The sequence below is a fragment of the Rhodocytophaga aerolata genome (assembly GCF_030503435.1).
Lineage (GTDB): Bacteria > Bacteroidota > Bacteroidia > Cytophagales > 172606-1 > Rhodocytophaga > Rhodocytophaga aerolata.
The window spans coordinates 74,054-97,257 of the sequence record NZ_JAUKPO010000017.1 but is presented as its reverse complement, the minus strand read 5'-3'; the positions used below and the strand labels follow the sequence as shown (position 1 = coordinate 97,257).

27 protein-coding genes are annotated in these 23,204 nt (G+C 40.8%); 6 read left to right on the top strand and 21 right to left on the bottom strand.

The window, feature by feature from the left end; translation table 11 throughout:
• Positions 1-2: 2 nt before the first annotated feature.
• From Q0590_RS23510 to Q0590_RS23485, 6 genes are all read right to left on the bottom strand, one after another.
• A complete protein-coding gene (locus tag Q0590_RS23510) occupies positions 3-1,418 on the bottom strand; it encodes an MBL fold metallo-hydrolase (RefSeq protein WP_302040064.1) in 1,416 nt (471 codons plus the stop codon).
• A gap of 138 nt (positions 1,419-1,556) precedes the next feature.
• Positions 1,557-1,898 carry a rhodanese-like domain-containing protein gene (locus Q0590_RS23505; protein ID WP_302040063.1) on the bottom strand — a complete coding sequence of 114 codons (342 nt, stop codon included), beginning with the start codon at positions 1,896-1,898 and terminating at the stop codon, positions 1,557-1,559.
• Positions 1,899-2,085: 187 nt separating this feature from the next.
• The gene (locus Q0590_RS23500) at positions 2,086-2,565 is read right to left on the bottom strand and encodes a hypothetical protein (protein WP_302040062.1); all 480 of its coding nucleotides are present in this window, start codon (positions 2,563-2,565) and stop codon (positions 2,086-2,088) included.
• Positions 2,566-2,597: 32 nt separating this feature from the next.
• On the bottom strand, positions 2,598-2,984 hold the full coding sequence (locus tag Q0590_RS23495) for a DUF302 domain-containing protein (protein WP_302040061.1): 387 nt from the start codon (positions 2,982-2,984) through the stop codon (positions 2,598-2,600).
• A 135-nt stretch (positions 2,985-3,119) separates the two neighbouring features.
• On the bottom strand, positions 3,120-4,466 hold the full coding sequence (locus Q0590_RS23490) for an MBL fold metallo-hydrolase (protein WP_302040060.1): 1,347 nt from the start codon (positions 4,464-4,466) through the stop codon (positions 3,120-3,122).
• A gap of 49 nt (positions 4,467-4,515) precedes the next feature.
• Entirely contained in the window at positions 4,516-5,316 is an 801-nt protein-coding gene (locus tag Q0590_RS23485) for a sulfite exporter TauE/SafE family protein (RefSeq protein WP_302040059.1), read from the bottom strand.
• A gap of 154 nt (positions 5,317-5,470) precedes the next feature.
• Between Q0590_RS23485 and Q0590_RS23480 the strand changes: the two genes are divergently transcribed.
• The 4 genes from Q0590_RS23480 (at position 5,471) to Q0590_RS23465 (ending at position 8,631) form a co-directional block, all read left to right on the top strand.
• On the top strand, positions 5,471-6,070 hold the full coding sequence (locus Q0590_RS23480; protein ID WP_302040058.1) for a class I SAM-dependent methyltransferase: 600 nt from the start codon (positions 5,471-5,473) through the stop codon (positions 6,068-6,070).
• 91 nt (positions 6,071-6,161) lie between these two features.
• On the top strand, positions 6,162-6,821 hold the full coding sequence (locus Q0590_RS23475) for a Crp/Fnr family transcriptional regulator (RefSeq protein WP_302040057.1): 660 nt from the start codon (positions 6,162-6,164) through the stop codon (positions 6,819-6,821).
• Positions 6,822-6,851: 30 nt separating this feature from the next.
• The gene (locus tag Q0590_RS23470; protein WP_302040056.1) at positions 6,852-7,295 is read left to right on the top strand and encodes a rhodanese-like domain-containing protein; all 444 of its coding nucleotides are present in this window, start codon (positions 6,852-6,854) and stop codon (positions 7,293-7,295) included.
• Positions 7,296-7,353: 58 nt separating this feature from the next.
• The gene (locus Q0590_RS23465; RefSeq protein ID WP_302040055.1) at positions 7,354-8,631 is read left to right on the top strand and encodes an MFS transporter; all 1,278 of its coding nucleotides are present in this window, start codon (positions 7,354-7,356) and stop codon (positions 8,629-8,631) included.
• A 573-nt stretch (positions 8,632-9,204) separates the two neighbouring features.
• Here Q0590_RS23465 and Q0590_RS23460 read toward each other — a convergent pair.
• The 9 genes from Q0590_RS23460 to Q0590_RS23420 all read right to left on the bottom strand — a co-directional run bounded on the left by Q0590_RS23460 (position 9,205) and on the right by Q0590_RS23420 (position 16,982).
• Positions 9,205-11,466, bottom strand: a complete 2,262-nt coding sequence (locus Q0590_RS23460) for a xanthine dehydrogenase family protein molybdopterin-binding subunit (RefSeq protein ID WP_302040054.1) — start codon at positions 11,464-11,466, stop codon at positions 9,205-9,207.
• A 20-nt stretch (positions 11,467-11,486) separates the two neighbouring features.
• Entirely contained in the window at positions 11,487-11,957 is a 471-nt protein-coding gene (locus Q0590_RS23455) for a (2Fe-2S)-binding protein (protein ID WP_302040053.1), read from the bottom strand.
• 174 nt (positions 11,958-12,131) lie between these two features.
• Positions 12,132-13,115 (bottom strand): aldo/keto reductase, encoded by a 984-nt coding sequence (locus Q0590_RS23450; RefSeq protein ID WP_302040052.1) that lies wholly within the window; start codon positions 13,113-13,115, stop codon positions 12,132-12,134.
• Positions 13,116-13,163: 48 nt separating this feature from the next.
• On the bottom strand, positions 13,164-13,652 hold the full coding sequence (locus tag Q0590_RS23445) for a cupin domain-containing protein (RefSeq protein ID WP_302040051.1): 489 nt from the start codon (positions 13,650-13,652) through the stop codon (positions 13,164-13,166).
• 96 nt (positions 13,653-13,748) lie between these two features.
• On the bottom strand, positions 13,749-14,486 hold the full coding sequence (locus Q0590_RS23440; protein WP_302040050.1) for a carboxymuconolactone decarboxylase family protein: 738 nt from the start codon (positions 14,484-14,486) through the stop codon (positions 13,749-13,751).
• A gap of 22 nt (positions 14,487-14,508) precedes the next feature.
• On the bottom strand, positions 14,509-14,880 hold the full coding sequence (locus Q0590_RS23435) for a putative quinol monooxygenase (protein ID WP_302040049.1): 372 nt from the start codon (positions 14,878-14,880) through the stop codon (positions 14,509-14,511).
• A gap of 280 nt (positions 14,881-15,160) precedes the next feature.
• A complete protein-coding gene (locus tag Q0590_RS23430) occupies positions 15,161-15,643 on the bottom strand; it encodes a nuclear transport factor 2 family protein (RefSeq protein ID WP_302040048.1) in 483 nt (160 codons plus the stop codon).
• A gap of 172 nt (positions 15,644-15,815) precedes the next feature.
• Entirely contained in the window at positions 15,816-16,433 is a 618-nt protein-coding gene (locus Q0590_RS23425) for a flavodoxin (protein WP_302040047.1), read from the bottom strand.
• Positions 16,434-16,484: 51 nt separating this feature from the next.
• The gene (locus Q0590_RS23420; protein WP_302040046.1) at positions 16,485-16,982 is read right to left on the bottom strand and encodes a nuclear transport factor 2 family protein; all 498 of its coding nucleotides are present in this window, start codon (positions 16,980-16,982) and stop codon (positions 16,485-16,487) included.
• A gap of 234 nt (positions 16,983-17,216) precedes the next feature.
• Between Q0590_RS23420 and Q0590_RS23415 the strand changes: the two genes are divergently transcribed.
• Positions 17,217-18,113: a helix-turn-helix domain-containing protein gene (locus Q0590_RS23415; RefSeq protein WP_302040045.1), complete on the top strand. Its 897-nt coding sequence runs from the start codon at positions 17,217-17,219 to the stop codon at positions 18,111-18,113.
• A gap of 409 nt (positions 18,114-18,522) precedes the next feature.
• Here the strand turns inward: Q0590_RS23415 and Q0590_RS23410 are convergent, their stop codons facing one another.
• Together Q0590_RS23410 and Q0590_RS23405 are read right to left on the bottom strand one after the other, a co-directional pair.
• Positions 18,523-18,930 (bottom strand): hypothetical protein, encoded by a 408-nt coding sequence (locus Q0590_RS23410; protein WP_302040044.1) that lies wholly within the window; start codon positions 18,928-18,930, stop codon positions 18,523-18,525.
• A 251-nt stretch (positions 18,931-19,181) separates the two neighbouring features.
• Positions 19,182-19,700: a hypothetical protein gene (locus Q0590_RS23405; RefSeq protein WP_302040043.1), complete on the bottom strand. Its 519-nt coding sequence runs from the start codon at positions 19,698-19,700 to the stop codon at positions 19,182-19,184.
• A 207-nt stretch (positions 19,701-19,907) separates the two neighbouring features.
• Here Q0590_RS23405 and Q0590_RS23400 point away from each other — a divergent pair.
• Positions 19,908-21,298 (top strand): IS3 family transposase gene (locus Q0590_RS23400; RefSeq protein WP_378410447.1). Its coding sequence is split into 2 segments (ribosomal slippage): positions 19,908-20,289 and positions 20,289-21,298, totalling 1,392 coding nucleotides; the frame shifts between segments, so codons are not numbered across the junction.
• 14 nt (positions 21,299-21,312) lie between these two features.
• Here Q0590_RS23400 and Q0590_RS23395 read toward each other — a convergent pair.
• From Q0590_RS23395 to Q0590_RS23380, 4 genes are all read right to left on the bottom strand, one after another.
• The gene (locus Q0590_RS23395; protein WP_302040042.1) at positions 21,313-21,507 is read right to left on the bottom strand and encodes a hypothetical protein; all 195 of its coding nucleotides are present in this window, start codon (positions 21,505-21,507) and stop codon (positions 21,313-21,315) included.
• A 42-nt stretch (positions 21,508-21,549) separates the two neighbouring features.
• Positions 21,550-21,852, bottom strand: coding sequence for a hypothetical protein (locus tag Q0590_RS23390; RefSeq protein ID WP_302040041.1), 303 nt, complete (start codon positions 21,850-21,852; stop codon positions 21,550-21,552).
• Positions 21,853-22,427: 575 nt separating this feature from the next.
• Entirely contained in the window at positions 22,428-22,778 is a 351-nt protein-coding gene (locus Q0590_RS23385) for a four-helix bundle copper-binding protein (RefSeq protein ID WP_302040040.1), read from the bottom strand.
• A 133-nt stretch (positions 22,779-22,911) separates the two neighbouring features.
• Complete coding sequence (locus tag Q0590_RS23380) at positions 22,912-23,151, bottom strand: heavy-metal-associated domain-containing protein (protein ID WP_302040039.1); 240 nt, start codon at positions 23,149-23,151, stop codon at positions 22,912-22,914.
• Positions 23,152-23,204: the final 53 nt, after the last annotated feature.

The window sequence follows — 23,204 nt, the reverse complement described above, 5'->3', positions numbered from 1 at the left end:
AATTACTTTTTAAGGGTAGAAGGACACACGTAGTTGGTTTTAGCCACATCTGTATTAGCAATGGCGCTAAAACCTCCGGCAATGTCTATCAGATTATTCCAGCCACGGGCTTTTAGAATAGAAGCGGCAATCATCGACCGGTAGCCACCGGCACAGTGCAGATAAAACGGCTTATCTTTTGAAAGCTCTGCCAGGTGTTCATTTAGGTAATCTAATGGCACATTTATCGCACCTTCTACATGCTCTGACTGATATTCACCCGGTTTCCTCACATCTACGATCAAGGCTGTTTTTTCATCTTTCATTCTTTCTGCAAATTCTCCTGCCGGAATAGATGCTATAGTATCTATTTGTTTGCCTGCCTCAATCCAGGCAGTAAATCCTCCTTTCAAGTAGCCGATGGTATGGTCGTAGCCTACTCTTGAAAGACGAGTAACGGCTTCTTCTTCCCGGCCTTCGTCGGTAATGAGCAGAATCTGCTGTTCCATCGGTATCAAAGCTCCTACCCATGGCGCAAAACTTCCATCCAAACCGATGTTAATAGCATTAGGTACAAAACCTTTGGCAAACTCCCCGGCTTTTCTTGTATCCAGAATCAAGGCGCCTGTTTCATTGGCTGCTGCTTCAAAAGCTTCCGGATCTAAAGCCTGTACGCCTCTGCTGAGCACATCCGTAAAGCTTTCGTACCCTTCTTTATTCATTTTTACATTCATGCCAAAATAGGCAGGCGGAGGAAGCAGGCCATCGGTCACTTCTTTGATAAACTCTTCTCTGCTCATATTTTCCCGCAGGGCATAGTTGGTCTTTTTCTGATTAGCTAAGGTATCAGTGGTTTCTTTACTCATGTTTTTTCCACAAGCCGAACCTGCGCCATGGCCAGGATAAATGATCACCTCATCTGACAAGGTCATAATTTTGGTTCTCAGGCTATCATACAAGGTAGAAGCTAGTTCTTCTTGTGTGATACTCAAGGCTTTTTGAGCCAGGTCTGGCCGGCCTACATCGCCAATAAACAGCGTGTCTCCAGTGAATAAGGCTATTTCTTTGCCCTCTTCATCTTTGAGCAGATAAGAGGTAGATTCCAGGGTATGACCTGGTGTATGTAATAGCTTTATTTGTATTTTTCCTAAGCGGAACTCCTCGCCATCTTTGCCTATGTAAGCCGCAAAGTTTGGCCTTGCATTAGGTCCATAGACAATAGGAGCACCAGTAGCTTTGGCCAGGTCCAGGTGGCCGGAAACAAAGTCAGCATGGAAGTGGGTCTCAAAAATGTATTTAATTACTGCCTCATCTTTCCCTGCTTTCTCCAGGTAAGGGGCTGTTTCCCGCAAAGGATCAATGATGGCTACTTCTCCTGCTGATTCAATATAATAAGCGCCTTGCGCTAAACATCCGGTATATATTTGTTCTATTTTCATAGTTATATTACGTTTTTGAATGGTGTTTTTTCTGGTTATATCTTTATCTGATACAAAGGTAGCGATCTTACTAGGCCTCTACAGTAACATTTATCACATAACCGGGTATCACTTTTTTAAGGATTAGCCTTCAGGACATTACCTTGTTTGCTCATAGGGCCAGGCAGAAATACCTCCTTTGAGATTATATACTTTCTCAAAACCCATACTTGTCATTGTACTGGCGGCTTGTGCACTGCGGCTGCCACTTCTGCAATACAGCAGGTAGGTTTTAGATTTATCCAAGCCTTGTAACTGCTTTTCAAAACTGCTACTCATGAGATCTATATTTCTGGCTCCATTGATTTTACCTCCAGCTACTTCTCCTGCTGTACGCACATCCAGCACGAGGGCATTTTTATCTTCCTGCAACTGCTTAAATTCGGCGGCTGAAACATTTGTATAACTTGTAGTTGGGTTATTTTTAAATAAATTAAACATAGCCTATGATCGTTTATATGTGAATGATTCTAGTTAATTTCTATGCAAAGATAACCTGCCATAGAGCCAAAGTCTGTGACAATTGTTACGTAGCAAAAAAGCGCATACCTCCAAAACAGTATTGAATTGAGCATAAAAAAGGCTACTCTTAGGTAGCCTCCTATCAAACTAATGTTTTATGTATAATTTATTTCTTAGCGGCTTCTAAAGCCTGATCAATTTTACCCTCTTCAGCCCTGTTACCAGGTGTTTCAAGACCGGAGAAATCACCTCTCAGTGCTTTTAAAGCATACTTTTCTGTATCTATTTCTTTTCGGGTACGGTAACCTAGCTTTCTAAAAACAGGTAATGGCGGGCACCATCCTTGTATGGCATGCCATAGTAAAAAGGAAGTGACGACCCCTGGCACCATGAACCACTTCTTATCTACCGTGGCTCCAAGGATTACCCCTGTCAGACTCAACGTGGAGGCATTGGCGATCAGGGTGCGGTCTATATCCCATTCCTTGTCTAATTCTTCTATCCGTTCTGAGACTTTTTCATTACTTAATTTATTGCGGTAGTCTTGCAGGTTTTGCCGGGTTTTCTGGTCTATTTCCCGGTTTAGTTCTTCAGAGGAGCTTCTTCTGGATGGATCTGTTTGATTTTCCTGGGGTGCTGTATTCATAGCGGTTTGTTTTTAGTTACTGATTATTCCTTTCATAGACGGTTGATGACCGCCTGCAGACTATTGCTTACCTGCGTGGCAATGGCTTCTAATTCTTTATTATGTACGGCTGACATAGATTCCATGGGATTGATGGCTGAGATTTCCACCTCTCCCGGCTTATGTTCCTGCACCAGTATATTGCAAGGCAGCATGGTTCCAATGTTGCTTTCCTTTTCTATCGCTTGATAAGCCATTTTGGGATTGCAGGCACCCAGAATCTTGTAACTGCGGAAATCAACCCCAAGCTTTTCTTTGAACTTTTCTTTCAGATCAATCTCCGAAATAATACCAAAGCCTTCTTTTTTTAGCTCTTCAGTGATTTTTTTGATTGCCTCCTCAAAAGGAAGAGAGGTTTTTTTAGTGAAGTTGTAACTCATGGCCTTTGTTTTTTTTAGGTTATAACGATTTATTAGCTAATGGGTTGAGAATAGCTGTATGAGGGCGGATATTGACAAATGTGCGTCACTATCCGCCTTTATACTTAATACCACGTTCTTATGTGGCAATTTGTATCAGGATTTCTTTAATTCATTGACTGCTTCACTCATATCCAGTATTTCTGCCTTTGCACCTATTAAAGATTCCAGAATGCTGCTGCCAGCAGCTGAACGGTACCCACCGGCACAATGCACTACAATAGGCTTGTTTGCCGGAATTTCTTTAGCCCTTTCGCGCAGCTCTGGCAAGGGTATGGTGATGGCATCTTTGAAAAACGTCCCTTCTTTTGTCTCACTTTCATTGCGTATATCAACGATGGTGAATTTATCTTGAGCATCAAGGAAAGTTCCTTTATCAAAAAAGGCAGATTTTTTACCTTCTGTCTTATTGTACAAAAAGGCTCCTTTTAGGGTAAGCTCATAACCTATTTTGGCCGCTTTCCTTATTAGCTCATTCAGCTCTTTTTCTGAGTCTGCTACTAAATACCAGGCCTCCTGGGGGCTCACAATACTTCCCAGCCAGGTTTCGAACTTAGCGCCGTTCTGTATGTTAATGGAACCTTTGAGGTGAGAAGACTTAAATTCCTTCTGCCCTCTGGCATCTACAATAATAGCTCCTTCCTCTGGCTTGAAGTTATCCTCTAGGCGCCTGACTGCTTTGATACTTGGTTCATAATCTGGTGCTCCTTGTTTATTTAAGGCTACGTTATATTCAAAATATTTAGGTATAAAAGGCTGATCCTCCAGAAGCACCTTTACAAACACCTCTTCTGACATTGGCTGCAAAGCATAATTGCTTACCTTCTCTCCCCCAATGGTGCTGCTATGGGCATCGCTTAAGGACTTACCGCAAAGTGATCCTGATCCATGTGCCGGATACACCACTACTTCATCTGCTAATTTCATGAGTTTATGGCGGGTACTTTGATACAGTTGCCTGGCTAGCTGCTCACGCTTAGCTTTCATATTCCCTACGTTTTCCCGCAGATCAGGCCTTCCCACATCTCCAATAAAAAGGGTATCGCCGGTAAATACGGCTTTATCTTTTCCTTGGTGCTCCAGCACAATGCTGATACCATCCGGAGAGTGGCCTGGGGTATTGAATGCCTTTAACTTGATTTTTCCAAAGCTTATCACATCCCCTTCATCAAAAGCCTGATGGGGATAATCTGCCCCGGCTAGTGAACTAGTATAAATTGTAGCACCTGTAAGCTGATGTATCTCCAGATGCGAACTGATAAAGTCAGCATGGGGATGGGTTTCGATCACCCCAATAATCTTTGCACCATTTTCACCGGCATAGGCATAATAAGGGCTGGGGTCACGGGCAGGATCAATCAATATAATTTGCGATTCACATTCACTTAAAATCGCGTACGAAAAATGGGAAAGTCCTTTATCTTCAAATTGATGTATTTTCATCGTGTATTTCTATTTTAAATGTTAGTTACTACTTGTTTCGAGTAAAAGTTTACATAGCAAGTTCTTTAAACAGAATATAAAAGCCCATCAGCAGCACAAACCAGCCAAAGCCTTTCTTCAATAGATCTGAATTAATCTTACTGGATAAGTAGCTTCCAATAAAGATTCCACCTACCGATAGAGCCGTAAAAATGAGCATGAATGTCCAGTTGATCGGCTGATTACTAATATCTCCTAAAAATCCTACCAGGGATTTGGCAGCGATTATTAAAAGCGATGTACCTACGGCCATCTTCATGGGTAATCTGGCTAGTATCACTAGAGCAGGAATGATCAAAAAACCACCACCTGCACCTACGATGCCTGTTAGTACACCTACCAATGCGCCTTCCAGGCCAATGAGTGGATAGTTATACTTGATCTCACCAGTTGCTTCCTCTTCCTTGCGTTTACTTTTGATCATAGAGATAGAAGCGGCCACCATGACTAGGGCAAAAAAGACCATAATGGCTATACTTTTACTCACTTCAAAGCCGCCGATGGTAAACAGCGAATCTGGAATAGCCGGCACCAGGTATTTACGGGTGAGAAAGACCGAGATAAAAGAAGGCACGGCAAATACCAAGGCTGTGCGGTAGTCTACAAGTTTTTTCTTCATAAAGGAGAAAGAACCCACCAGGGAAGTAGCCCCTACCACAAACAAGGAGTAGGCCGTAGCCAGTACCGGATTCACTCCTAGTAAGTACACTAATACTGGTACTGTTAAAATAGAGCCTCCGCCCCCTATCAGGCCAAGGCTTAGACCGATCATGATCGATGCAGCATATCCTATAATTTCCAAAGCAGTCATTGTTTACGTTTAACTGCTGCAAAACTAGACCCTTCACTTAAGGAAGTCAGTGATATTTGTTACATAGCGCATCAAGTGTCCTTATGTAACAAATGTCACAGAGTCTTCTGTAGGAATTGGCTATTTTTGAAGTGAATAAGAATGTATAGAACTAATGAATATCAATTTTTGGAACACTAGATATGCTACTCATCGGGAGCTATACGGGAAAGCTCCAAATGAATATTTTAAGGAAAAATTAAGCATACTATCCCCTGGAAAATTGCTTTTACCAGGTGAAGGTGAAGGGCGCAACGCCTTATTTGCTGCAAGGAAAGGATGGCAGGTAAGGGCTTTTGACCAGAGTGCAATAGCCGCTGCACAGGCCTTAAATAAAGCAAAAGTCGAAAATACTCTTTTAGAATATACGGTTTGTGATGCGCTAGACTTCCCATACCCAAAAGAACTTTATGATGCGGTGGCACTTATCTATTTTCACCTTCCACTTACGATCAGAGCAAGCGTACATGCTCAACTAAGTGCGTCTTTACAAAAAGGGGGAGCATTAATGCTAGAGGGTTTTGGTAAAAACCAGTTGCAATACACATCAGGTGGACCCTCCAATAAAGATCTGCTTTTTGATGTAAATGAGCTAAAGAATGAATTTACCGATATCACCTGGGTAGAGGAACATGACCTAGAAGTAATCTTAATGGAAGGAAAAGGGCACGATGGAAAGGCACATATCGTGAGACTATATGGAATAAAAGTATAGCCTTATGGTTACCTTTTTATCCCAAGGTATGAGCGTATACGTAGTAAATAAAAACCTGTTTGCCTTCACCTATCAATAAAAAAACACAGCTATGGATATACAAGAATTAAAAACCTATTTACCATCGATCACTGACCCAAATTTGCTTGAAGCCATTATCAAACATGGAAAAATCTATGAGCTAGAAGCAGGAGAATCTCTGATTGAACCGGGACAATATATTAAAATGGTGCCTTTGATTCTGCAAGGTTCCATTAAAGTAATGCGGATGGATCCTGATGGACGAGAGTTATTTTTGTATTACCTGGATGCAGGGGATAGTTGTGCCGTGACACTTACCTGTTGTAGCGGATTACAGAAAAGCGACATCAAGGCAGTGGCAGAAGAAAAAACCAAAGTAATAGGCATCCCCTTTGGGCTGCATGAATCCTGGACCAATGCTTACAAACAATGGAAAGACTTTGTGGCAATGACTTATCAAACCAGGTTTCAGGAATTATTAAATGCCTTAGATGCCGTGGCTTTTAAGAAGATGGATGAGCGTTTGCTTAGCTACCTGATTGTAAAAGCAAAGCAATTAAAAACAAATGAACTTTCTATTACTCATCAGGAAATAGCTAGTGAACTGGGAACTTCCAGAGAAGTCATTTCAAGGCTTATGAAGCAACTGGAAAAACTCAAACTCATTGAGCTAGGTAGAAACAAAGTATATGTCCGGGATAACATAGAAGAATTTATGAACCGGCTTTAACCATTCCTTATTACCCTATTAACCATTTAAATGAAAAAAACAACTATTCTCCTGCTGATAGGACTTATACTATTTAGTGCTTTTTCCATCAGCTTGATCAGTAAACAAACAGAGCCCTGGAAAAAAGAGCAATTGCTTGCGCCAAATGTTTTAGCCGGTATGATTGCCCGCCATGATACGGCTCTTCCATTGATCATCAGCATAGGTCCGGCTGGTCTCATTAAAGGTTCGCTGGAAATAGGCCCAGCAAGCGAAGAAGAGAATATTGTAAAATTAAAACAACTTCTAGCCAAACAGGCAAAGGACCGGCATATTGTAATTTATTGCGGATGTTGCCCCTTCAAAAACTGTCCCAATGTTCGTCCTGCCTTTAATTTACTAAATGAGATGCAGTTCACTCATCATCAGCTACTGGATCTATCAACTAATGTGAAGACAGATTGGCTTGATAAAGGCTACCCAATTACACAATAGGTTAGTTTTCTACACCAAATTAAGCTAGCAACCTTAATGTGATATTTATTATAAAAACATGAATTTACATTCAACTACAGAAGCTAAATTAGGTTTACGAGAGAACTGGCAGCAGTTTAGCATGCTAGTGATCATTAACGCTTTTGTTGGGGGCATGATTGGACTGGAAAGAACCCTTTTGCCCCAATTGGCTGAGCAGGAATTTGGCTTGGTTGCCAAATCAGCCCTGCTTTCCTTTATTGTGGTCTTTGGCCTTACCAAAGCTATTACCAATTATTTCACCGGGGCTTTAGCCAATAAAATTGGGCGCAAGAATTTACTGGTGTATGGATGGCTATTTGGCTTACCCGTTCCGCTTATCTTAATGTATGCGCCATCCTGGAACTATATTGTTTTCGCCAATGTGCTGTTAGGCATTAACCAGGGCCTGGCCTGGTCTTCTACTGTGGTGATGAAAATAGATCTGGTGGGAGAGAAAAACCGGGGACTGGCTATGGGTATCAATGAATTTGCAGGTTATCTGTCCATTGCACTGGTTGCTTTTCTTACCGGATGGATTGCTTCCGGATATGGGATCAGACCTTACCCTTTTTTGATTGGAATCCTCTTTGCTATTTTTGGCTTACTGGCTAGTATTTTTTTGGTGAAGGATACGGCAGCTCATGTAAAGCAGGAGGCATCTACGACCAAACAAGCAAGACTACAACATGTATTCTGGGATACTACTTTTATTCACTCAAATCTTGGGGCAGTAACCCAGGCAGGGCTAGTAAATAACTTAAATGATGGAATGATCTGGGGCCTATTGCCCGTACTGCTTTCCATCAAAGGATTCTCTCTGAGTCAGATAGGGTTAATTGTGGCAGCCTATCCGGCTGTATGGGGAGTTGGACAACTTTTTACAGGGGCTTTAGCAGATAAGTATTGCAAAAAGACCTTACTTTTCTATGGAATGCTGTTGCAGGGTATAGCTATTGTTTTCTTCCCCTGGTCCACTTCCTTCGTTCATTTTATATCCATTGCTGCTATATTGGGTTTGGGAACAGCTGTAGTATATCCTACCTTTTTAGCTGCCATTGCTGCAGATACCCACCCAGACCAAAGGGCTGCAAGTATGGGCGTGTTTCGTTTCTGGCGGGATTTAGGCTATGCCATTGGAGCCTTACTGACAGGAGTATTAGCTGATTCTTTAGGCATTGATTATGCTATGCTCGTAGTGGGAGCTATCACAATCTTGTCATCTTTAGTTATCCATTTCAGGATGTTTTGCCGGAACAAATCAGCTTTGAAAAATCCTAGTTTATTAACATTTTTTCAGTTTACTTTCTATAAGTAGACTGAAAGGAATACATTATATCATATTAGCTTATCAAGGTGAAAATTTTGCTGATACGTTTATAAATTCTATGAATATAAATAGGGTAAAACCTAGGTTATATTCTATTTAATTGTTCTGTTGTTTTATAGCTTTTTGTATAATTGTACGGGATCTTTTTGCTAAAAATGATTCTGGTAGCTTATATATTACTTTAAGGAAAGGGTTACTTTAATTCATCATATGGCAGAGGCTGTTCATTAAAAATAAACGTACTCCTGCTACTTTATACTATCTGCTACTGCTGTTGATGTATCACTCATCATGGGTCCTATCTCACTGGTTGAATCAAGGGTTGGTGGAGGAGTGGTACTATTGACAGTACTGTCTGCACTGGTAGAACTTTCACTACCATTACCGCAAGCCGCAAAAAAACCAGCTATAGCGACGATTAATAACTTATTTTTCATAGTGGACATATGCTTTGCTCTAAAATTAGCCGTAGGTCGTATTAGCCTAATACGAGTTGACATGCTCCTTTAAATAAGATTAGAGCCGTTGTTTCCCTGATTTCTTTATTGGAAATCCTTTTAGTTAGACCAGTGGCCCTTTTCCCTGAAGGAAAGGCTGGGAATATTCCCGCTTGCCTGTCGCCTTGTATATAGCATTTGCCAAGGCAGCAAAAATGGGTGGAAACAAGGGTTCACCTAGGCCAGTGGGATCTTTATCATTTTTGACAAAATGTACTTCAATGGACTTCGGTGCTTCACTATGCCTGATCATACGATAGTTGTGAAAATTATTTTTCTGTGGCACCCCATCCTTAAATGTCATCTCCCCATAGAGTGCATTTCCGATACCATCTATAATGGCTCCTTCTCCCATGTTAGCGGCTGCATCAGGATTTACTACGATGCCACAGTCAACGGCTGCAAATACTTTTTCTACCACCGGTTTGTTTTCCTTTATCGACAGATCCACTACCTCGGCTACGTAGGTGTTGTGACAAAAATAAGCCGCAACGCCCCGGTGCACATCCTTGTTAGCCCCTTTCCAATTAGACTTATCTCTTACAAGTTTCAACACACCTGCATAGCGGTCCGGGTCATAATCGTTTTGCTTTCCTACTGGACTTTTCTTAGCACGCTCCAGCAACTCTAAGCGAAACTCTATCGGATCTTTACCAGCCAGTTGGGCCACTTCATCTAGAAATGCCTGCTCAACTGCCCCAAGGAAGTTGGACCGGGGTGCCCGGAATGCCCCAATCGTGATATTAGAGTTAATCACCCACTCTTCTGCTAAGTAGTTATCCACGGCACCTGCCGGGAAGCGGTTTTGGGAAAAGCCCAGCGGACTTTCCGGAATACCTCCTGCCTTCACTTGATAGGCAATCATATTATTATTTTCATCCAGCGCCGCTTTATAGGTGGCCGTGTAGGTAGGCCGGTAAATGCCGTAGGTCATATCATCCTCCCTGGTGTAGACTAACTTGACCGGAGCATTTAGCTTTTGAGAAATGACTGCTGCTTCCACCAAATGATGACCATACGCCCGTTGACCAAAGCCTCCGCCCATTCTGGCTAGCTTGATATGGATTTTTTCTTTGGGCAAACCCAGGCGAGCCACCAGGGTTTGTGAAATGATTTCAGGTGCCTGAATGGGAGCCACTATTTCGGCTTTTTCTGCTGTCACATGGGCAAAACAATTGACCGGTTCCATCGCATTGTGTGCCAGGAAGGGAGCTGTATAGGTTCGCTCAATCACTTTGGTAGCTTTTTTAAAGACTCCTTCCGGATCTCCATCTTTTCTAAGCTCTTTCCCAGGTTTTTTGGCCATTTGGGCCATTTTCGCTAAATGCCCCTCGGTGCTTTCCAGGCCTGCAGGAATGGTGACGGTTTGTTTACTACCCCCCCTGCCAGCTAAGGCAATCGTCGTATCAGCTATTTTTTCCCATTCTACTTTCAAGGCCTTCTTGGCGTTCATCACTTCCCAGGTGGTATTTCCCACTACTACGACAAGTTCAGTAAAACTGGTCGTGTCAAAAAAGTTTCTCTCGTAATCATCCGCGAGGGTTTTAATCGTAAATACATCCTTGATGCCAGGCATGGCTTTAACAGCCCCATCATCTACCGATTTCACTTTCAAACCAAAGGCAGGCGGAAAGGCAATCATGGCAATGAGCATTCCTTCCCTTTTGTAGTCCAGGGTGAACAAGGGTTTGCCAGTTACAATATTTACTCCTTCTACGTTTCTTTTCGAGTTGCCAATAATTTTGAAATCCTTGACATTTTTCAAAGGTACCTCTTTTGGCACCTCAAGGCCGGCTGCTTTAGAAGCCATTTCCCCATAGCTCGCTTTTTTGCTACTTCCTTTGTGGTGCAACATTCCGTTCTCAGTAGTAATTTCCCCGGCAGGTACTTGCCAGGCTTGTGCAGCAGCGGCAATGAGCATGTGCCGGGCAGTTGCTCCAGCGGTGCGCAAGGGTTTCCAGGCCATCTGCATGGCCAGGCTACCTCCGGTAAACTGCCGGTCATAGCGCTCCGGAAAGAAATCAGCTTGCTCTACCATTACATCCTTCCAGTCTATATCTAACTCTTCTGCCACCATCATGGGCAGAGAAGTTTTCACATTCGATCCAAATTCAGGATTAGGAGCCATCAGGGTGATGAGTCCATTATCTGCAATTTTGATGTAGCTATTAAGCTCAAACCATTCTTTGGGAAGAGTGGCTACCTCTTCCGGCGCAGATGGATTACAACCGGCCAGCCAGCTAAAGCTAAGCATCATCCCTCCACCGGCAAGGGCAGAAACCTTTAAGAAAGATCTGCGATTTATCGTTGTTTTTACGGATTCCATGGATAAGAAGGGTTTAGTGATTAGGATTTAGTGGTAGTTAATTTGGCCGCTGTATGGATGGCCGCTTTGATACGCAAGTACGTAGCACAGCGGCAGATATTGCCATTCATGGCCGATTCAATCTCTGCATCACTCGGACTAGCATTGCTTTTTAACAAGGCAGCGGCATTCATGATCTGCCCGGCCTGACAATAGCCGCACTGGGCCACATCGTGCTCCAGCCAGGCTTTTTGTACCGGGTGGTCGCCTTTCTCTGACAAGCCTTCAATGGTCGTGATAGCCTGATTGCCTACCCCTGATACAGGCAGCATGCAAGAGCGGGTGGCTACATTGCCCAGGTGGATGGTGCAGGCCCCACATTGGGCAACGCCGCATCCATACTTGGTGCCGACCAGGTTCAAGTGATCACGCAGTACCCACAACATGGGGGTAGCAGGGTCCACATCCACCTGACTTTGCTTTCCATTGATGTTTAAGTTGAAGATGGCCATAAGGGTAAAAATTATATGTGATCTTAATTAAGTCAAATTTTAGGCAAAGGTCTCAATAATTTTTCTGTAACTACTTATACAGATTACTGGATTATCTACCAAAATTACTGGTTTCCAGGGCTCTTGATAGTGTAGAGTCAATTTAAGAATAGACCATACCAGTTTTAGATACGTTTATTTTCCAGTTCTTGCTTGTAAGTGCTGAGGATATCTAGCTCCCTGCACCTGTATTGCGGAAAAGGCGCTTTCAATCTCCTGCAGATCATCCACAGTCAGCGTAATTTGTTCGGCCTTTAGGTTTTCTTCCAGTCGATGGATTTTCGTTGTTCCGGGAATAGGTGCAATCCAGGGTTTTTGAGCCAGTACCCACGCTAGGGCAATCTGCGCAGGAGTAGCCTTTTTCTTCCTTGCAAACGCAGTCAGCTTCTCTACCACTATCCCATTGGCTTTTCTATTCTCCTCATCAAATCGTGGAACCACATTACGAAAATCAGTCGGGTCAAACTTGGTATTCTCATTAATAGCTCCAGTCAGGAATCCTTTCCCTAGTGGGCTGAATGGCACAAACCCAATTCCTAGTTCTTCTAGTGTGGGCAATATTTCTTTTTCCGGCTCTCGCCACCATAAGGAGTATTCACTTTGCAGCACAGCGACCGGTTGTACGGCATGAGCCTTACGAATGGATTGCAGGCCAGCTTCAGACAGACCAAAATGCTTTACTTTTCCTTCTTTGATGAGCTCTTTTACTGTTCCGGCCACGTCCTCCATGGGCACGGAAGGATCTACTCTGTGCTGGTAGAACAGATCAATGCGGTCTGTTTTTAGCCGCTTGAGTGCCGCTTCTGCTACACTGCGGATATTCTCTGGCTTACTATTAAGTCCCATATCGGTCTTTCCTCCTTCAAAACCGAATTTAGTGGCAATTACTACCCCATCCCGAAAAGGAGCCAGCGCTTCACCCAAAAGTTCCTCATTCTTGAACGGACCATACGCCTCAGCTGTATCAAAAAATGTAACACCTAATTCAATTGCCCGGTGAATGAGTCTGATGGCATCCCCTTTACTGGTTTCGGGTCCATAGCCAAAGCTGAGTCCCATACAGCCAAGCCCAAGGGCGGACACTTCTAATCCGCCCTTGCCTAATTTTCTTTTTTGCATAGCTCCTATATTTTACGTGATTAATCAAACCTAAAGGTTATCCTTAGTTTACTTCATTTTGTATTCTTCATCCGACACCGGCTCCATCCATACAACAGCCCCTTTACTCAAATTTGTGCCGATGGCAATATGACTTAGTTCACTATCTGGCGCAGCACCGTGCCAATGAATCGTATTTGGTGTACATTTGATTACATCTCCTTTCTTGAGTTCTCTTACGGTCTTTCCTTTTTCACCGTAACGGCCCTTGCCGCTAGTTACCAGTAATAGTTGCCCGCCAGGATGGTAATGCCAATTGGTTCTGGCACCCTTTTCAAAGGTTACGTTACCAATGGAAGTATTGAATGTAGTATCGCTACTTACCAGCATGTGTAGCCATGCGCTGCCCGTAAAATTAGCAGACTCAATTTTTTCTCCTTTTGGAAAAGGCATACTGCCGCTTTGGGTTGCATCTGTGGTATTTTGCCCTTTGGCGCTAAAACAACATAAATTAAATAATGCAAACAAATAGATGGTTTTTGTAAGGGAACGGTTCATTTAAAGAAGAATTAGTTTTTTGAGACGAAGTCAGGTAATTACTACATCTTCATGAGTTATTCAAAGCTTGTGCTATTCTTTGGCTGCTTTTCTCTATTACCTCCCCCTTGTTGTCAGCACCGTAGAGAGAACCTGTCTACCAGCATCGGCTTCTTTTTTTCCACCATTCGACTCAATCAAAGAAAGGATTTGCTTGAGCCCGGATTCTGTAATGCCAATGTGTAAGGCTATACCCATATGGCCTTGCATCATCGGTTCCACTCCGCCCAGGTTGATAAGGGCAGATATAGTTGCAACTTCCCGGTCTGCATACGAGAGCACATCCCGGCTAAAAAGGTCTGCAAACAAATGCTCTTTCAAAAACACCTCTATCTCGGGGCTGAAGGCCGCATACCCGGTTTTAGGCCCCTCTTCAGGCCGTCCGGTAAGGGTTTCCAATACTTTCTTGCCTCTTTCGTATTTGTTCCCTTCCTCTTCTATAGGCGTAGCTTCCTTCCCAACCTTATCTTGCACACCTTTCGCCTTTCTTTCTTCTACTAAGTTGATGAGCGTATTTAATCCACTAATGCTTCGAGGAAAGCCACAATAAGCATATAAATGAACGAGCACTTCCTTACATTCATTAATGGTAAGACCAGCATCCAGTCCATCATTCAATGCTTTTTTTAACCGCTGCCCATCACCTTTTGCAGTGAAGGACGAAATCGTTACAATATGTTGCTGCCGAGGTTGCAGGCCTTGATTTCCGCCAGCATTATTTTGTGCCTGCATGGTGTTTGAACTATAAAGTAACAAAGCCATAGTTAAGAATAAATAATATTGAAATTCTTTCATTTTCGAGCAGTTAGCAGGTGCATCATTTATCCTGTTTTAATTTTTTAAATATCAGGGGCATTGTTGCCGCATCTATTGCTTCCATCTCTACTAACTTTAATGACTTTACCATATTAAGCGTAGAGGTTTTGTACTTCTGGAAGTGTGGTGTTTTCAAGTGATGCTCATACGCCTTTTTGCTGGCATATATTTCCAGTATTCTTACTTTCGTGGAATCTTCCTTTTGATACATGGGAAAAATGGAAATGACACCTGGCTCCAGTTTTATAGAGGCAGCTGCTTCTTCTTTCAGAATGGCTTTGTATGCTTCCAGATATTGCGGATCTATCTCAATTTCTGCCATACGCACCATCATTTCCTGTTGCTGGGCCGGAGCAGTATGGTAACTAAGCATTATACAGGCTAAGAATAATAAAGAAAAGATTGCTTTACGAGCTTTGATTTTAAAGCCTGCGTTTTGCCTTATCATTTCATTTTGAGGTAGATTCATTATCTATTATTTTAATTATCTTTAATTTTGCAGCCATTTTTTCTTCTTTCATTACAAAATAAATTTTATCTCCTTGCACTCCATTTCTGGTGAATCCAATATGACACTATTGGGCAAATTCTTTCAACATTCTCATAACTACTACCCAGCCCATAGCTAGCAATAGTCTTTCAAATTGATTTTATTAGTGTTCAATTTTATGCGTATCCCGCACACTGCTAAAGGTCAAGGCTAGCAGTTTCCAATCGTTGCCTTGTTTTTTATAGACTTCGGTAACGGTAAATTCAGTGATTACGTCACTGCCCCGAACCACAGCTGTCAGCGTAATACGGTTCCAAAGGATGGCCGTGTCATCAACAGTTTCTACCGCAACATCGTGGACATCCGCTTTCTTGTACCAGATTCTTCCGGTTTTAATGATATCGAGCTCCTCGTTCTTTTTCCAGGTTCCACTCATATGGACAAACTTTGACTCATCATGGAAGAGTGGAGCCAACTTGTCTACATTCTTGTCTGCCATCCATTGCCACTTTTCCTTGGAGAGGGTAATGATTTCTTGTTCCGCATCTGCGCTGCTTATAGAAGAAGCGTTTGCTTTTTTCGTTTGTGCCAAGGACAATTGCGCACTCAGGATGATGAATAATAGTCCTATAATTGATCTATTCATTTTTATGATTATTTATTAGTTATACAAATTGTTGATTGGCCATTTCTCACGCCCGATAGTAGGCTTATTCATTGACTAAAAGCGGCGTGTATGGCAACATATACCTTTGCCAGTTACTCCGGAAGTGTCCTCAGTCGGGTTCAATATAGGTGTAGAGACAACTTGGTCGTGTTTATTTCATTTGCTTAATCTTTGCCAACCATTTTTTTACTTCAGTTTGTACCTGTTTTCCTTTTTCTCCCTCCATCACAAAATAAATTCCGTCTCGTTCCACTCCGCCCTTGGTTGAAAAACCTTCTAAGATTGTACTGTTGGGACATAACTCTTTTACGGTCTGGAAACTGCTTCCAATGCCATAGCTTCCATTGGTATTAAACGGAATAATAGTTTTTCCGCTTAGATCATATTGCTTTAAAAAACTCTTCATGGGGGGTGGTAACTGCATTCCCCAGGTAGGGAAGCCTACAAATACCACCTCATAATTTTCAATGCCCTCAATCTTAGTTTTTAAAGGAGGTAAATAGCCTCTGGCATTTTCATTGGCTACCTGCTCAACGGTTGTCAGGTAGTCTTTGGGATAAGGATTTTCTAGCTCCAATGCCACTAGTGTCCCGCCTACGTTTTTGTGAATAATTTCCGCTATTGCCTTCGTGTTATTTGTCCGGGACAAATACACAATCAATACTTTATTGGTGTCTAACATAGACTCAGCTATAACAGGCGTGTCCTCCGGTTGGGAGGAAGAGCAAGAAGCAATCAAAAGAAAAAATGCCAACAGCAGATGCGTCATAGAAATGGGTATTGATAATAGAATAAATAGCTATCTCGAAAATGAGTGGTGTTAGTTCTGCTTATTATTTTTAATTGGCCTGGCTAATTTTGAAAAAGTGAGTGAGCCCATCGTCCATTTTTCATTCTCTTTGATATATACCTCAGTTACCATAAATGGATTGGTGACTTCATTTCCGCCGACGACTGCCAGCAAGTCAATGTCAGTTAACAGGATGGCCGTATTACCAATGATATTCACTGAAGCTGAGTAGACATCGGCTTTCTTGTACCAAATTCCTCCGCTTTTGATGACATTGAGTTCCTGTTCTTTGCCCCAACTTCCTCCCATATGGACGAACATAGACTTTTCATGGAAGAGATTAGCCAGGGAATCTACTTTCTTGTCTGCCATCCAACGCCACTTGTCTTTGGATAGCGTTATGAGTGCTTGTTCCTCATTCGTGCTGCTTTGAGCAGAAGTGCTTGCTTTTTTTGTTTGTGCCAAGGACCCTTGTACACTCATAAGTAAGAGATAGAATCCGAGGATGGATATTTTTATAGCGTTCATAGAGATTTTATAAGTTTAGAGATATGTATAGGTTTAAGATTAAAAAAATTTATAGTGGCATAGCTTGTATTTTTTTACAATGCAAAGGTCTTAGTATTTATTGACCCAAATGGTATACAGATTACGGATTGTTCTACCAATATTACTGGTTTTGGCAGGCTCATTACCTTAGAAATGAATTAAGTACTACTTTTGAAAGAGTTAAAACAATAGTGATGTTAAAACAATAGTGTTATGGATACGATGAGACGATTTGAAACAATCAGTGATTACAATGCCTTCAACAACCATGAAACACTCCACCCACTAGTGAGTGTGGTGGATTTATCGAAGGCTTCCCCAAGACAAGGTTCACAGATGTATTTCGGCTTCTACACCATCTTCTTAAAAGATGTAAAATGTGGAGATCTGGTCTACGGCCGGCATACCTATGACTACCAGGAAGGCACCCTCGTTTTCCTTGCCCCGGGACAGGTGGCAGGAGTGAACAGCCATGGAGAAACTTATCAGCCCAAAGGGTATGCGCTTATATTTCATCCTGATTTAATCCATGGTACTACGCTCGGACGGCATATTGGAGATTACAGTTTCTTCGGCTATCAATCCAATGAAGCCCTTCATTTGTCCAAGCGGGAAAGACAAATTGTATTGGAGTGTTTTTCCAAAATTGGATATGAATTAGAGCATGCAATTGACAAGCATAGCAAGAGACTGATCGTATCCAATATTGAACTGTTTTTAAACTATTGCATCCGTTTTTACGACCGTCAGTTTATTACCCGTGATACTGTCCACAAAGGCATTTTAGAAAGGTTTGAGGCTTTGTTGAACGAGTATTTTGAGTCAGACAAACCACTATCAATTGGACTTCCTTCGGTAGCCTATTGTGCGGGTGAACTGAATTTGTCGGCCAATTATTTTGGGGACTTGATAAAAAAAGAAACAGGCAAAACAGCCCAGGATTACATCCAATCAAAGGTAATTGATCTAGCCAAAGAGAAACTCTTTGATGTAAGCAAAACAGTAAATGAAGTGTCCTACGAATTAGGATTTAAGTATCCCCAACATTTTACCCGCTTGTTCAAACAGTGGGTTGGGCAATCTCCTAATGATTACAGGAGGCTTAATTAGTAGTTTTCTACTAAGGGCCAAAACTTTTTTATAACAAGTCGCATTCTTCACATTTCAATTATTGACTAATGATTAAGAATATAGAGGAAAGTCAAATTTAAAGAAGGACTTAGAGAATATTTTAACTTGCCTTCTCATTAATAAATTCACTATTCTGTTTGTAGGACATGCTTACTCATATACATGATATATAGATAATACCATTGCAGAAACTTTGGCAAGTATAATAATTTCTCCACTTGCCAAATTATGAGTTTCAGGAAATGGAGGCTTATATAACGCCTTAAAGTTTAGCAAAAAATCAAACAAATTAATTTTCCCTTTTGGAAGCAAAGGAAGTAACATTATTTCTGCCCCAGTTTTCTTTGGATATATCAGACCGAAGTTGATATTTGAGTGCTGCCTCCATTTAATCACATGTAGTAATAGATGCCTCGTTCGCTTTTTCAACACCATTTCCGAAAATAGTCAGAATAGGTTCTTTTTCTCGATTTACATCTTTATTATCATAAATAGCTGCCCATTTGATTCCAAACTCTGAATGCCCAATGTACCAATAAATCCTGTTGCGCCAGTACTCAAAACCATTCACAGGTTCCTTCTGTCCGATGAATTTAGAATAGAAATCTTGTTTTCTTGTAGTGGTCTGGGACGAATCGTTAAAGAAAAAAATAACGGTTTTGTATCTGGAATCGCTTATATCTTTAGGTGGCAATTTTTTCTTCATCGTATCTAATATATTATAATGTTGTGGATTAATTTCAAAGCCAGCCCTGCAACGGGGCGTAACTGGAATCTTGTATGTATAGCAAGACATTAGCAATGGATACTATGTTGGGATCATTCTCCTCACAACTGCCCCGACTTCGTAACTTTCTTTTATATTTTTCAGATTTGTTCTTTATTCTGCAAAAGCTGCTTGGTTATATTTTTCTTTTTCCCTTTGATTTATTTTATACTTTAAAAAGTTATCCACATAATCCACAGCTCTTTCATTTTAAACTTTCGTTTAAAACTCTCTTAAAAGAAAGTGTCGGTAACTTTTACTGAGGACAAAAAGAAAGACTATTACGGAATATGCCCTCCTGCTTTATACAAGTCCATATTTGCAGAACTTATCGGAGGGGCGATAAATCTTCTGTTTTTGCCTCTATCCACCGGGTTATTCACATAGGGCGTAGAGGTAAACTCAGAGAATTTTACAATGTCCCTACATAGTTCAATTTCTATACAAGGGGTAAGCGTTTTCCCATCGAAGCTATGGGCGGTTAGTTTCTTTTTTACTAAACCTGCCCGCACCAACCGCAATAGGTGATTATATGCCGTTTTTACACAACATCCTGCAAGTTCAGCCAAATTTCCCATGGTGATATAAAGCTTTGCTCTGGAAGCGCTATGATGTCTAAACTTAGATATATAATCCTCCAGTATTTTGTTAATCGTAGTTACCTGAGAGGTGGTAACAGTTGCTCCATAGCTTTTACCTTTATTATAGGTTTTAATTTTAAGGAAAGCTGCTTTTTGTGATTGCCACAGGTCAATTTTTCTTATTCGTGCTTGTTGGGGAATTGTTTGTTTCTTTGCCATTTGTTTAAAATTTATCGTGGCTTAACCATTAAAATTGGTCTGAATAAAATTGTAGAAAACCCACTTTTCTCTTGAATATTTATTTTCATCTTATTACATTTGTTTCTATCAAAATGGCTTGTGTATGTAGTCAAATGAAAGTGGACAAAAGGGAAAGAAAAAGAAGAGATAAATTTCTAAATTATCCACCCTTTAACAAACTAGGTTATGTCCAAAACAAGTAATGTTCCCACTACAAGCACTACAGAACAACCCAAAAAGCAAAAGTCCAAGCCTGTTCTTTCTGTTATTAAAGATATCCAAAGACAGAGCAGACGGCATTATTCAGCTGAAGAAAAAATACGCATTGTATTAGAAGGTCTCAGAGGCGAAGAATCCGTAGCAGAAATCTGCCGTAGAGAAGGGTTGAATACCAATATCTTCTACCGATGGAGCAAAGAATTTTTGGAGGCAGGTAAAAAACGGCTCAATGGAGATACTACCAGGGAAGCCACTGCTCCAGAGGTGCAATCCATAAAATCTGAAAATGAAGCCCTTAAACAATTAGTGGCAGAACTGAGTCTGGAGAACCGCTTGCTTAAAAAAAACTTAAAGGCGGAACAGGAGTAGAAAAGTACCGACGTATGACTCAATCAGAGAAAATGGAAATTATCACCATCGTTGAACAATCTGACCTGGGTGTGAAGGCTACCTTACAGCAACTAAGTATCAACCGTTCTACCTTTTATAAGTGGTATAAAAAGTATTTACAGGCAGGTTACGATGGATTAGCAGATAAGAAGCCTCAAAGAAAAGGGTACTGGAATCAGTTGCCTACCCAAGAGCGGCAGAAAGTAGTAGATCTAGCTTTAGAACGTACAGATTTATCGTGTCGGGAATTGGCCTGCTATATCACTGATGAGCAGAAGTGGTTTGTGTCTGAATCTACCGTATATCGTATTCTGAAAAGTTACAATCTGATCACTACTCCGGCTTACCGGTTAATGGAAGCAACAGATAAGTTTATCAATCCTACTACAACTGTCAATGAGTTGTGGCAAACAGACTTTACTTATTTCAAAATTCAAGGTTGGGGCTGGTATTATTTATCTACTGTCATGGATGATTACTCCCGCTTTATCCTGTCCTGGGAGCTGTGTTCGACCATGCAAGCCACCGATGCAGAACGCACACTACAAAAGGCTATGCAAGTAGCCGGTCTACAGAAAGACCAGCGACCACGTGTATTGACTGACAACGGCTCAGCTTATGTGTCTAAGTATCTCAAGCAGTATTTTGAGGGACAATCCATTAAACATGTGCGTAGTGCACCCTTACATCCCATGACCCAAGGCAAAATAGAACGTTATCACCGGTCGATGAAAAACTTATTGCTGTTGGAGCACTATTATAGCCCGCAGGAGTTATCGATTCGTATAGCTGAGTGGGTGGAGTATTATAATCATTTCCGCTATCATGAATCCTTAGATAATCTGCTTCCGGTAGATGTCTTTAAAGGTAAAAAGCAGGAAAAGCTCAAAGAAAGAGAAATAGTTAAAAAGCAGTCAATAGAAAAAAGAAGAAAAAGTTATATTTATCAAAAGTTACAAACAAACTAAAAAGTCTCTTACGCTTATACTCCTTTCTGTCCACTTTTGGCTGACTTTATACATTTATAGGCACTGCTTTTTCCATCTGAGTTAATAAGTATGTCAGCAAAAGTATAAGCTAAATCAAAAATTATAATACCTGAATTTCTCTCTCCAGCTTTTGCTTTTGCTAATATTTCTTGTTCATTAGTGCCAAAAAGATTGTTAAAAAAGCCCATATAGGTTATGTTGTCTTGTTATAAGATTCAATTTGTGAATGATCATAAGGGCTTAACATATATTTTGATCAATGTATTGATAGGATGTTGGGCTACACCCTCTGTCATGGAAGAATAACCTTCAATAGCTATTCTGTATATTCTATATTTTTTGTTTTGAATCGTAATTTCTTTATCAGGAACCAATACATCTTTTTGTAAAGGAGTAGGATGTTTATCACCTAATACCTCATTATAAAAATCTTTGTTATCAGAAGTACTATAGATAAGTGTTTCTTGATGGTCATAAATTATAACAGTTGCAACGATAGGTGCAGATTCACATTTTTCTTTGATAGTTTGCATATTTTTCCTATCAATTTAACTAACTTTTTCTAACAACATCAGATAAAAAGGATTTTTATTCTAATTGAATTACAGTAAACTGTTAAGTGATGAACGTAGATCTATTCACTATATACAAAATCAGAGAAACTCCAAATTTTAAAAAATTCGAGGCTTTTTTTATTCTAAGTAGGCCAGCTGGGATGATCTAATTAAAGTATTGCAAGTTGTATTGCAACTAAATAAAAAAGCACTTAACAAATAATGCTAAGTGCTTGATTTTCAAGAGCCCCCAGTCGGAATCGAACCAACGACCTACTGATTACAAGCAAGTAGACTATATACTGTAAATCAGATATTTATGATATGCAGGTCTGAAATAGGTCCGAAAAAATAATTTCTAAATCACCCTTTTTATCTCGTTTCGCTAGGAAAAACGTCAACTAAGTTTGGCTTATAAAGCTAAGGGGCACAAGCAGTGCCCTTGAAAGGTAGCCACTTCCCTCCTACTTTTTTACTCCAGTTAAAGATACCAAATCCAAATATATTTGATAGAATAGGATATAAATTTCACCTTATAAATGAATGGCTCCTTTTTACATACTACTACTCATGCTCATCATGCTGCGGCACTCTTCTGCGCAACGTCGGCAAGCTTCTGCACAAGCACGGCAATGGTCATGATGAGAGGCATGTTTTTCACATTCAGCTGCGCAAGCATCACAAATTTGAGCACACAGATCACATATTTGTCTGGCATATTCACTGCTTCTAGCCATATAATCAGCAGCCAGTGAACATATTTGGGCACAATCCAAATCTAATTTTATACAGCGCGCTAACATTTGTACCTCTTGCTCTTGCAAACAGGCAGTAGCACAGTGATTACATTCAACGGCGCAAGCTAAACAAGCATCAATACAGCTTTGAAATTTTTCGTGGGACATAGTAATATAATTTTAGGTTTAATATATTTATTACTACGGTCTGTATCTCAAGCAGTTTTGCAATATTTATAGTATTATTTACAAAATTTCTGATATTGATTTAATTATATATTAATTCTGACAACAAGAATATCTATAAATCCTTACCACCTATGCCAGCAACTTGTATAACTTCTGCCTTGAAGCCTGCTTTTTCCACAACATTCTTTACTTTTTGCGGATTTACATCATGGCCGGAGACAGTAAGCACTTTGTCTGCACTGCTAGTATCCACCTGCCAATTTTGTATGCTTTCTTCTTTGTCTAAAAAAGGAGTAACTGTTGCTATACAGCCGCCACATTTAATGTTTGTTTTGAATTTAAGTATTTCCATATCAACAATTCTAATTGAGGTTAACAATTCTTAAGGAGTCTTTGAAATAGACA